This is a genomic window from Lyngbya sp. CCAP 1446/10 (assembly GCF_026130175.1).
Lineage (GTDB): Bacteria > Cyanobacteriota > Cyanobacteriia > Cyanobacteriales > Microcoleaceae > Microcoleus.
In genome coordinates this window covers 101,655-112,210 of record NZ_JAIGNI010000011.1, presented here as the reverse complement: position 1 = coordinate 112,210, position 10,556 = coordinate 101,655, and the positions used below count along the sequence as shown (strand labels likewise).

At 44.5% G+C, this 10,556-nt stretch carries 10 protein-coding genes; 7 read left to right on the top strand and 3 right to left on the bottom strand.

The window, feature by feature from the left end; genetic code table 11:
- Positions 1-71: 71 nt before the first annotated feature.
- Both K4039_RS07680 and K4039_RS07675 read right to left on the bottom strand, forming a co-directional pair.
- On the bottom strand, positions 72-533 hold the full coding sequence (locus K4039_RS07680) for a putative toxin-antitoxin system toxin component, PIN family (protein WP_265234556.1): 462 nt from the start codon (positions 531-533) through the stop codon (positions 72-74).
- A complete protein-coding gene (locus K4039_RS07675) occupies positions 530-907 on the bottom strand; it encodes a hypothetical protein (protein WP_265234555.1) in 378 nt (125 codons plus the stop codon). Before K4039_RS07675 ends, K4039_RS07680 begins: the two co-directional genes overlap by 4 nt.
- 219 nt (positions 908-1,126) lie before the next feature.
- Here K4039_RS07675 and K4039_RS07670 point away from each other — a divergent pair, with 219 nt between their 5' ends.
- Both K4039_RS07670 and K4039_RS07665 read left to right on the top strand, forming a co-directional pair.
- A complete protein-coding gene (locus K4039_RS07670) occupies positions 1,127-2,017 on the top strand; it encodes an ABC transporter permease (RefSeq protein WP_265234554.1) in 891 nt (296 codons plus the stop codon).
- A gap of 186 nt (positions 2,018-2,203) precedes the next feature.
- The gene (locus K4039_RS07665) at positions 2,204-2,593 is read left to right on the top strand and encodes a hypothetical protein (RefSeq protein WP_265234553.1); all 390 of its coding nucleotides are present in this window, start codon (positions 2,204-2,206) and stop codon (positions 2,591-2,593) included.
- A 96-nt stretch (positions 2,594-2,689) separates the two neighbouring features.
- On the opposite strand, the gene K4039_RS07660 is transcribed toward K4039_RS07665, so the two are convergent.
- Positions 2,690-3,439, bottom strand: a complete 750-nt coding sequence (locus tag K4039_RS07660; RefSeq protein ID WP_265234552.1) for a methyltransferase domain-containing protein — start codon at positions 3,437-3,439, stop codon at positions 2,690-2,692.
- Between the two features lie 303 nt (positions 3,440-3,742).
- Here K4039_RS07660 and K4039_RS07655 point away from each other — a divergent pair, with 303 nt between their 5' ends.
- The 5 genes from K4039_RS07655 (at position 3,743) to K4039_RS07635 (ending at position 10,528) form a co-directional block, all read left to right on the top strand.
- Positions 3,743-5,212: an adenylate/guanylate cyclase domain-containing protein gene (locus K4039_RS07655; RefSeq protein ID WP_265234558.1), complete on the top strand. Its 1,470-nt coding sequence runs from the start codon at positions 3,743-3,745 to the stop codon at positions 5,210-5,212.
- Positions 5,213-5,489: 277 nt separating this feature from the next.
- Positions 5,490-6,902 (top strand): adenylate/guanylate cyclase domain-containing protein, encoded by a 1,413-nt coding sequence (locus K4039_RS07650; protein ID WP_265234551.1) that lies wholly within the window; start codon positions 5,490-5,492, stop codon positions 6,900-6,902.
- A gap of 494 nt (positions 6,903-7,396) precedes the next feature.
- A complete protein-coding gene (gene bioA / locus K4039_RS07645) occupies positions 7,397-8,704 on the top strand; it encodes an adenosylmethionine--8-amino-7-oxononanoate transaminase (protein ID WP_265234550.1) in 1,308 nt (435 codons plus the stop codon).
- Between the two features lie 17 nt (positions 8,705-8,721).
- A complete protein-coding gene (gene bioB / locus K4039_RS07640) occupies positions 8,722-9,798 on the top strand; it encodes a biotin synthase BioB (RefSeq protein WP_265234549.1) in 1,077 nt (358 codons plus the stop codon).
- 118 nt (positions 9,799-9,916) lie between these two features.
- Positions 9,917-10,528 carry a bifunctional 2-polyprenyl-6-hydroxyphenol methylase/3-demethylubiquinol 3-O-methyltransferase UbiG gene (locus K4039_RS07635; RefSeq protein WP_265234548.1) on the top strand — a complete coding sequence of 204 codons (612 nt, stop codon included), beginning with the start codon at positions 9,917-9,919 and terminating at the stop codon, positions 10,526-10,528.
- The last annotated feature ends 28 nt before the right edge of the window (positions 10,529-10,556 follow it).

The following is a 10,556-nucleotide window of genomic DNA, read 5'->3' as shown; positions in this document are numbered from 1 at the left end:
ATTCGAGTGCGTAAAGAAATATTAAAAATCACAAAACTTGATTGTGTGAGTTATAAAATTATCCTATGTATTCAATTACTGTAATTAAATTTCACTACATATTTATTACTACCATTTTCTGGAAAATAGCGATCGAGAAAATCCCTCGCTGTAACAATAACAATCCCTTCATATTCCTGCAATACTAACAAATCCAAATCCCCCGTAACGATCGCATCAGCATCAGCAGCAATTGCCGTGGCTAAAATAATATTGTCATTAGAATCGCGTAAACTAGGTACATTGAGCTCCGAAATTGGATAAACTTGCACTAATGCTCGTGTTGCACTCATCAAACTATCAACAGTAAAACCCAACGATTGTAATTTACCCTGTAGTTTTTGTTTACTCAAAGTGTTTTGTAGTTCTGCCAATATCGGTTCAGAAGCACAAATTCTGAGTTGAGAATTTCTAGCCAACCTAAATAAACGAGCCGGGATACCTCCCCACAACCAACCTGATACAAAGACATTAGTATCTATGACAACTCTCATTTTTGAATCTCCGTTTTAGAGCGTTGTTCGCGACGCACTTCCCGGACAATCTCGCAAATCTCCTCTGTCGTTAATTCATTAGGATCGGGGTTGGCTGCTTCTACGCGCCGTTCCCATTCTTCCCAATCAAAACCTGCTTTCAGCTTATCAAAAACAATGCTATCATCTGTAACTGTAACTGTGTATTGATCGCCATATTTGAGTTTACTTTCAATCTCAGCCGGAATTTCCAGCTTACCGTCGGGACTCACAGCAACAGTAATATTAAATTTCCGAATGTATTCTTGCAAGTGTTGAACAACTATATCTTGCACAGTTTCCGGCAGAGATTCCATGATTTTGACCAAAGTGGCGATCGCACTTGATGACATCAAATTATCCTCCAATTTTGTTAATAGTCGAAAAACTAAATTATTAATATGTAGCGTTGACTAATTTTACCACAAATTTATCCTGTCATCCCAGCTACTCGATGAACATACTACCCCCGCTCTCTCAACTCCCGATCGCCTATAATCAAAGCAGACTGCTAAAATCCCATTCATCATATTTCCTGTAAAAATAATCACCACAGTCAAAATCAACAAGCAATTATGAGCGGTACTGTCACATCCCCCAACAAACTCAACCAGCAACGATCGCCCCTAGCGACAGTTACACCCCCCAACAATTCCCTGCTGGCAGACTTTATACAAGAAACACTAGCCTTAACCAAGCGCCTGTTTATTCAATTGCAGCGTCGCCCCTCGACGCTAGTTGCAGGAATTATTCAGCCGCTGATGTGGTTGGTTTTATTCGGAGCTCTGTTTAAAAATGCACCCGCCGGCTTGTTCGGCGAAAGCCAGAATTACGGACAATTTCTCGGTGCAGGCGTGATTGTTTTTACTGCATTTGCAGGCGCGCTGAATGCCGGTTTACCGATTATGTTCGATCGCGAATTCGGATTTCTCAACCGCCTGTTAGTCGCGCCCCTAGCTTCGAGATTTTCCATCGTCCTAGCTTCGGCTATTTTCATCGTCACCCTCAGCTTTATCCAAACAGGCGCAATCGTTACGGCGGGAGCATTTTTGGGTTCGGGATTACCTGGACTTGCGGGACTAGGCGCGATCGCCCTGATTGTCCTACTATTAGTTTTGGGAGTCACCGGCTTGAGTCTCGGTTTAGCCTTCGCCCTCCCCGGCCACGTAGAATTAATCGCAGTGATTTTTGTCACCAACTTACCGCTGTTATTCGCGAGTACCGCCCTCGCGCCACTGTCGTTTATGCCACACTGGCTGCAAGTTGTCGTCACTCTCAATCCCCTGAGTTATGCGATCGAACCCATCCGCTACCTGTACCTGCACAGCGATTGGTCGCTAGCTAGCGTCGTGATGAACGCTCCTTGGGGTACAGTTACCTTTGGAGGAGCGCTGTTAGTCTTGCTAGCCTTTGATTTGGTAGCGCTGCTGAGCATTCAACCGCTGCTACGGCGTCGGTTTGCTTAGATGCAGACGGCGGTTTCAACCGCCAGAAAGTCAAACGATGTCCGCCTCCGGGGTGTAAAGAAAATAACGTAATTTCAAATGCCCGGTTTTCTTCAACCCGCGGAGGCGGGTTTTGTCTGTGTAGACGCGGTTTCAACCGCCCGGTATTCTTAGCAATTGTTTTTTTGAAAGTTGAACTAATAAATTATGAACACCAAAATTTCTAAATCCGCCAAAGTGATGATTCAAATTGCTGCAAGCGCGATCGCCACCTGTGCTATTTTATCGCCACAAGCAACCTTCGCTCAAGCCAGCAGTTTAAATAATAATAGCGCCCAACCGCTGCAAGACTTTCAAACTCAAGACAACACCGACCCTTTTTCCGGCCGCAGCAGTGGCAGCGGAATATTTGACTTAATTCACCGATCCCGATTTGGAGGCGGCCGCAGCATGGAAGAATTCAATACTGAACAGCGCCAAAATTTGAACGATGCCGCCGCAGAATTTCGGAACAAACAGCGCGTACTACTCGAAAAACAAGCAGTACCTGCACCGGGGGCGATCGCACCTACAGAAATTACCGCCCCTGTCCCTTAAATTTACAACTGCTGTTTGCTCATTTCTTAGTCCGCGAAGGCGGACTTTGTTTGTCTAGAGGCGATTTCAATCGCTCAATTTTAATCCTTAAATAATTTAACTAACAAATCCCCCAAACACCGCCATACCGTAATACTTCCAAGGAACCGCCACAGTCTCAAATCCCGCATTTGCCAGCATTTCCAACTGTGCCGCAAGTGTCGCTAGGCGATCGGGATTAGAATACCCGTAAGAAACACTCGTCCCCACCTTTGCCCGAATTTCTCCTAAAGTTTCCCCCTGACTTAGCGCCCAATCTTCCCGCGCCGTTTGATAAATATCCTTCATTGCTGCTGATTCCGATAAAACAGGATCGGCATTCCAAAAACAGCCGCCAGCAGTTAAACTTTCGCGAATCCGGTGAAACAATTTCAACTTCATCTCATCCTCAAGATGGTGAATTGCCAGAGATGAAATGCCAGCATTAAACTTATCGCCCAAACCTGAAAAATTTGGATTATTCGCCCATTCTCCAAAATCCAATTCTATGCCAGTCCACCTAGCTGCATATCCTGCCGACTCTATTTTGGCGCGGGCAAAATCCAGCATTCGCGGCGAATAATCCACAGCAACAATTTCCGCAGACGGGTAGCGTTGCAGAACTTTTAAACTCAGTTCCCCCGTACCGCAGCCGAGTTCTAAAATCCGCTGGTTGGTACTAGCAATGCAGGCTGCTAATACATCCAGCATTTCGTCATATTTCGGTAAAAGCCGCCGAATGCCGGTATCAAAATCCGCAGTATTGACGAAAACTTCTCCCGGAAAAATTTCCTTGTTAGTAGGTGAGACAGTAGAGTCAGAATTCACGATCGCCAACCAGAGACTACAATCGCTATCCTAACCCAAATCAAACAAAAAATGCGTGAAGTAAAGACTTAGGCCAAGCCGCGTCCTTACCCGACATCTGTACTTCACTAAACTGAAAACCACTATAAAGTTATGCGTACTTTTACGGACAAGGGAAACACTCGCGGTAAACAATAATTAACCATCCCTTGCACTCTCCAGTCTTGCTTTACCCCAGGCGCCAGCAAAACAGTCTGAAAAAGCAGTGTTATGTTAGTAGTGCATAAAATCAAATCAAGATTCAACCTCACACTTGAGGATACCATGCGCCAGTTGATTTCTAGCAGTCGGGCTGCCATCAGCCAATTAATTTACAAGCGAATTCTCCTTGCAGTGACAATTTTATTTTGTGTAGGTGTAGGAGTAGCGATGGCAAATATGTCTCGTCTTTCCTCCAACCTCATCGAATCGCAAGCCCTCCAAAATGCCACCCTCTACGCCCAAGCAATTAAAGAAGCCCGTACCCTTTACAGTTCCGATGTTATTAGTCCTCTCAACACCGCTAAAGCGATTAACTTTACCCACGACAACAAACCGACCAAAGTAACAGTTCCAGTCCCGGCAACTTTTTTAATAGAACTGGGCAACCATATAACCAACAAAAATCCCGAAGTATCAGTTCGCCTCTACAGCGACTACCCGTTTCCCTGGCGGCGAAAAGAAGGCGGAGCTAGAGACGATTTTGAACGTCAAGCTATTACCTATTTAACCCAAAATTCCAATAAACAATTTTTCAGAACAGAAGAATTTCGCGGCAAGCCAGCATTTCGATATGCCGAGGCAGATATTCTCACTCCTAGCTGCATAAACTGTCACAACACTAGCCCAAACAGTCCTAAAACTGACTGGAAAGTTGGAGATGTTCGGGGGATATTAGAAATTACTCAACCTTTGGAAACCATCACTCAAAAAACTCACAGCGGACTCAAAAATCTTTTTTTACTATTAGCAGGACTTTCAACTTTAGGCATTGCAGGATTAACTTTATCTATCAGCAGGTTGCGCCAAAATGCTAAACAATTAGAACAGCGCGTCAGGGAACGCACGGCACAATTGCAAGAAACTAATGTAGAATTGTTGAAAGAACAAGAAAAGAGCGATCGCCTGCTGCTCAATATTTTACCCGAATCCATTGCTGCTAGGTTAAAAGACGGTCAAAGCAGTATTGCTGACGGCTTCGCAGAAGTCACGATTCTGTTTGCGGATATCGTGGGATTTACCGTGCTCTCAGCACAAATATCTCCCGAAGAATTGCTCGTTTTTCTCAACGAAATTTTTTCATCATTCGATGCTTTAACGGAAAAGTACGGATTAGAAAAAATTAAAACAATTGGAGACGCTTATATGGTAGTGGGAGGTTTGCCAAATCCTAGCACCAACCACGCCGAAAGCATTGCAGAAATTGCCTTAGATATGCAGGAAGAATTAGCAAAATTTAATGTCAAACATCATGCAGGAATTAACATTCGCATCGGCATCAATACCGGGCCTGCCATTGCGGGAGTTATTGGCACCAAAAAATTCATTTACGACCTCTGGGGCGATGCCGTCAATACAGCAGCCCGCATGGAATCCCACGGGATTGCCGGCGCAATTCAAGTCACACAATCAACTTACGATATCTTGCAAAACAAGTATCTGTTTGAAGACAGAGGAATTATCCACGTCAAAGGCAAGGGCGATATGAATACTTATTTGCTTGCAGGCAGGTTAGTCAGCGCAGTTTTGGTTTAATTTGTTTATCATTAGATTAAGGGGTCTACTAGCTTGGGAGAAGACGGGGCGGTTGAAACCACTTCTACACAAACAAAACCCGGATGGTGCGCGGGTTGAAGACTCGGCGGTTAAAATTTCGCTATCTTCTTTCTTCAGTCCGCGGAGGCGGACTTCGTTTGTGTAGGCGCGGTTTCAACCGCCGTCGGATATTCGTTGACCAACCCAAACTTTATTACAAGAAACCAGGTTTATTTTCCTATCTCCTAAATTAGTCATTTGTACAATAGTAAATTCTATGTCAGCGCGCCTTCTATCCTTTTTGAATTTTTTTAAATCTCGCTTGTCCAGACAAATAGCTTTGTGGGTATTTGCTAGCATTCTTGTCATAGAGGGAATTATTTTAGTCCCCTCTTATTTTAGGCGCGAAAATGAACTTTTAACTCAACTGGAACAGCTATCTCGGCCGACAGTTGATTCCCTCGAATTTTTGCTCGCCCAAGATGTTTCCGATCGCACTTTGTTTCAAGAAGAAGTAAAAAATATTACTAAGGATTCTCAAGTAGTCTTAGGACTATCTATTTATCAAGCTAACGGTGAGTTAATATATACACTTGGCGAAGAGCCTAAAATCAGTTTAAATGAACTGAAAATTGCTCGTATAGTTCACAAGCAAAATTTCGATCGCAATCGCTACGATGTTGCTTGGACTGAGCGACATTTGGGAGGAGATTACATCTTAATTGTTCGCCACGATGCGTCCACCGTTCAACCAGAACTTTACGCATTTATCGGGCGAATTGCTGTTTTAGTCATCATTATATCAGCTTTTGTCACTTCTGTAACGATGCTTTTTTTAGGTGTGACAGTAATTGCACCAATCTTGAGATTGCGCGATGACTTGATCGCTGCGGGAGACGCTTTGAGCAAAGATCGAGAAAAACCAGATTTTTACTCTTTATCTGTCAAGCGCGATGACGAGTTGGGAGAAGTCATGGTTGCTTTTAATCAAATGTTTCACCGAGTCTACCAGGAAATCGCACAGCGGAAAGAAGCTGAGGAAATATTGCGCGCCGAACAAGAAAAGTCGGAACGTTTACTGCTAAATATTTTACCCGAAATGATTGCCGATCGCCTAAAACAAGGACAGATCAATATTGCCGACGGATTTGCCGAGGTTACGGTGCTGTTTGCTGACATTGTGGGCTTTACCCAAATATCCTCCCGCACGTCTCCAGAAGAATTAGTCGAATTGCTGAACAAAATATTTTCAGCTTTCGACTGCTTAAGCGAGAAATACGGCTTAGAAAAAATTAAGACCATCGGCGACAATTATATGGTAGCAGGCGGTTTGCCACTTCCCTGTAAAAATCATGCAGAATCTATTGCCGAAATGGCGATCGAAATGCAGCAAGAAATTCTAAAATTTAGCGACGAATGCGGCGAACCTCTCAACATCCGCATTGGCATTAATACTGGGCCAGTTGTAGCAGGTGTCATCGGCACTAAAAAGTTTATTTACGATTTGTGGGGAGATGCGGTGAATACAGCAAGTCGCATGGAATCCCAGGGACTTCCTGGTAAAATTCAAGTTAGCAGCTCAACTTATAAGTTGCTGTGCGATAAGTATTTGTTTGAACAACGCGGTAAAATTAATGTCAAAGGTAAAGGGGCAATGATCACTTATTTCTTAGTTGGTAAAAAATTGTAACTGGTAAAAAGTATAATTTTGTAGTTTGTAGGGTGTGCACCGCGCACCGATTGAGTTTGTAGCTAACTAATACTATTCTTACAAACTTTTGCTACAAAATAATAGTATTGAGTTTGTTGTTTCAACCATTTTTGTTAGGTGCGTCGCTATAAGATTGTCGATATTTGTTTGGGATTTTTTTTAGGGCGATGCACCCTACGACTGATATGGTGGCAGTTTGTAGGGTGTGCACTGCGCACCGATTGAGTTTGAAACCCTTCTCCTAGAGGGAGCATCTCAGTTTTGCATTTATAATGCTGTAAGAGCTCGCGTATTGTATAATACGCGAGCGGGTACAGCACTCAAAGAAAAAAATGCTTTTTACAAAAATGAAATGCTCCCGGTTAACGGTTAACCTGCCGGTGCGCATTGCACACCCTACAAGATTAGAACCAGTTAATTGAGTGGGGTTTGCTATATTACAATGCAATTTGATATTAGTTACAGGCGCAAAAATGACGATAAATAAACAACATAACTCTTCGAGTTCACCAATTTGGCAGCCCTTCACGCAAATGAAAACTGCTCCTGCGCCGCTAAAGGTAATTCGCGGCAAAGGAGTGCTGCTGGAATTAGAAGATGGGCGGCAAATTCTCGACTGTATTTCTAGTTGGTGGGTGACGATTCACGGACACAGCCATCCGGTTCTGGCTGAGGCTCTTTACAAACAAGCTAAAACTTTAGAACACGTTATCTTTGCGGGATTTACGCACGAACCAGCCCAGAAACTTGCCGATAAATTGATAACTCATACGCCTGATTCTTTGACGCGAATTTTCTTTTCTGATAATGGTTCGACTGCTGTTGAAGTTGCTCTGAAAATGGCATTTCAATATTGGCTAAATCTCGGAGAAACTAACCGCACTAGCTTTATTAGTTTTGAGGGAGGTTATCACGGCGATACTGTGGGCGCGATGTCTGCTGGCAGAAGTTCGCTGTGGTGGGAACCTTTTGCGCCTTTAATGTTTCCTGGGGATGTTGTGCCTTTTCCTGCGACTTTTGACGGCGATGAGGAGGTGGAAAGCAAGGAGGCGGAGAGTTTGGAGAAACTGGAGTCTTTGTTGAAGCATGGAAATGGCTATGCGGGCATTTTTATTGAGCCTTTGGTGCAAGGTTCTGCGGGAATGCGAATGTGCCGCCCTGAGTTTTTGCGGGCGATCGCACAAATGGCCCGCCAATATAATGTATTGTTGATTTACGATGAAGTGATGACGGGTTTTGGGCGCACGGGCGAACTGTTTGCTTCGCTTAAATCTGGAACTGCACCGGATATTCTGTGTTTATCTAAGGGATTGTCTGGCGGCTGCTTGCCACTTTCTGTCACAATGGCATCGGAGGATATTTATCAAGCTTTCTGGCGAGATGAATCGGACAAAGCTTTTTTTCACGGTCATTCTTACACCGGAAATCCCTTAGCTTGTGCGGTGAGTGTAGCATCCCTGGAGCTTTTGGAGCAAAACCCAAATATGTATGAAGGGATGGAAAAACTGCACCACAAATACCTGAATCAATGGCTGAGAGATCATCCTAAACTCGAACGGATTCGGACTTGCGGCACCATCGCAGCAATGGATGTGAAAACCGAAAGCAGTTCCGGTTATTTTAATGAGATCGGCCCTGTATTGAGAGCCAGATTTCTCGAAGCGGGGTTTTTGCTCCGTCCCTTGGGAAACACGCTCTATGTGATGCCTCCCTACTGCATTTCTCCTGATGAATTAGAATCGATTTATCGGGTAATTCGTCAAGTTTTGGATACTTTGTAAACTCTTTAATTTTAGTGATGAATTTACCCAATTGGAATGATTTGGCTGATGACGCGCTGGCGGGCAAATGTCTCTCTCGCGAGCAATCTTTAGCCGTATTGCGCGCGCCGGATGAGGTTTTACTGGAACAACTAAACGCAGCTTATCGGGTGCGCCGCCATTACTGGGGAAACCGCGTCAGATTGCACTATTTGCTAAACGCTCAAAGTGGCCTTTGTCCTGAAGATTGCCATTATTGTTCTCAGTCCAAAATCTCGACTGCGGAAATTGAAAAATATCCGCTTTTAGCTAAGGAAAAAATTCTGGAAGCGGCCGGGCGCGCGGCAGATTTAAAAGCTGGTACGTTTTGTTTAGTAATTTCTGGCCGCCAACCCAACGCATCTACTTTCGATCGCGTTTTGGATGCTGTAGAAACCGTCAAGGCAAATTATAACCTGAAAATTTGTGCTTGTTTGGGGTTGTTGAGCGAGGAGCAAACTCACCGTTTGGCGAAAGCTGGAGTCGATCGCGTAAATCACAATCTCAACACTTCCGAATCGTACCACGAGGACATCTGCACAACTCACACTTTTGGCGATCGCGTCGAAACCGTCGAACACGTCAAAGCAGCCGGAATCACCACTTGTTCCGGCGGAATTTTGGGGATGGGCGAATCGGATGATGATGCGATCGATTTAGCGCTTTCCCTGCGAAAATTGGGCGTTACTAGCGTACCGGTCAACTTTTTTATTCCGATTCCCGGTACGCCCTTTGCAGGTTTAAACACATTAAATCCGCGCCAATGTTTGCGGATTCTCTGCTTGTTCCGATTTTTGCTTCCCAGCCAAGAAATTCGGATTGCTGGGGGACGGGAAGTGCATTTGCGATCTCTGCAACCTCTGGGACTCTACGCGGCTAATTCTATCTTTGTGGGCGATTATCTGACTACTCCCGGACAAGCGGCCAATCAAGATTGGGATATGATTCGAGATGCAGGATTTGCGATCGAATCTCCCGACGGTTCAATGTTAGAAGTTAATTCGGAAGATGATCGGACGGCGGTTGAAACCGCGTCTACACAAACGATGTCCGCCTCCGCGGACTCAAGAAAATAACATATTTTCACAGCCAATTCTTCAACCCGCGGAGGCGGGTTTTGTCTGTGTAGACGCGAATTCTATTCGCCCGGTCTTCTTGAATTAACCAATATCAAATAATACAATAGGAGAAATTGTGGACAAACGCGAAGAAATTACGATCGCAGAATACCAAGCAACCGCCGAATCTTTCCGAGAAGGAACATGGCACCACGACGTATCCCAAAATCGCGACGCACTAATCGCTGCCATGCCCCGCAATCCCGGTAAAATCCTCGATATAGGATGCGGGCCAGGACGAGACTTAGTAGCGTTTAAAAGCCAAGGACATACAGTTGTAGGATTAGATGCAACTCCGGCTTTTGTAGAAATAGCCAAGAAATTATCCGGCTGCGAAGTTTTGCAGCAATCTTTTCTGAATCTCGACTTACCAAAAGCCGAATTTGACGGTATTTTCGCCAATGCTTCCATGATTCACATTCCCAGCGACAAAATGGTGAAAGTGCTGCAAGATTTGCACAAAACTTTAGTTATTGGCGGTGCAATTGTCATGTCAATGTGCCGGGGAAATTGGGAAGGCTACGACGAACGGCCGACAGGAAAACGCTATACAGCAGGATGGGAATACGAAACTTTAGCACCTTGTTTAGAACAAGCAGGATTTGAAATTGTCAATCACTACTATCGCCCTCCCGGCTTGCCGCGCGAAGCTCAATCTTGGGTAGTAATCGTCGGCAAAAAAATCTAACGTAAATAGGAAATTGCCAATCTTTCCC

What these genes read in the sequence shown, in the direction of transcription:
- K4039_RS07680 (WP_265234556.1), bottom strand. Translation starts at nt 533, where the DNA reads ATGAGAGTTGTCATAGATACTAATGTCTTTGTATCAGGTTGGTTGTGG.
- K4039_RS07670 (WP_265234554.1), top strand. Translation starts at nt 1,127, where the DNA reads ATGAGCGGTACTGTCACATCCCCCAACAAACTCAACCAGCAACGATCG.
- K4039_RS07650 (WP_265234551.1), top strand. Translation starts at nt 5,490, where the DNA reads ATGTCAGCGCGCCTTCTATCCTTTTTGAATTTTTTTAAATCTCGCTTG.
- bioB (WP_265234549.1), top strand. Translation starts at nt 8,722, where the DNA reads ATGAATTTACCCAATTGGAATGATTTGGCTGATGACGCGCTGGCGGGC.
- K4039_RS07665 (WP_265234553.1), top strand. Translation starts at nt 2,204, where the DNA reads ATGAACACCAAAATTTCTAAATCCGCCAAAGTGATGATTCAAATTGCT.
- K4039_RS07655 (WP_265234558.1), top strand. Translation starts at nt 3,743, where the DNA reads ATGCGCCAGTTGATTTCTAGCAGTCGGGCTGCCATCAGCCAATTAATT.
- bioA (WP_265234550.1), top strand. Translation starts at nt 7,397, where the DNA reads ATGACGATAAATAAACAACATAACTCTTCGAGTTCACCAATTTGGCAG.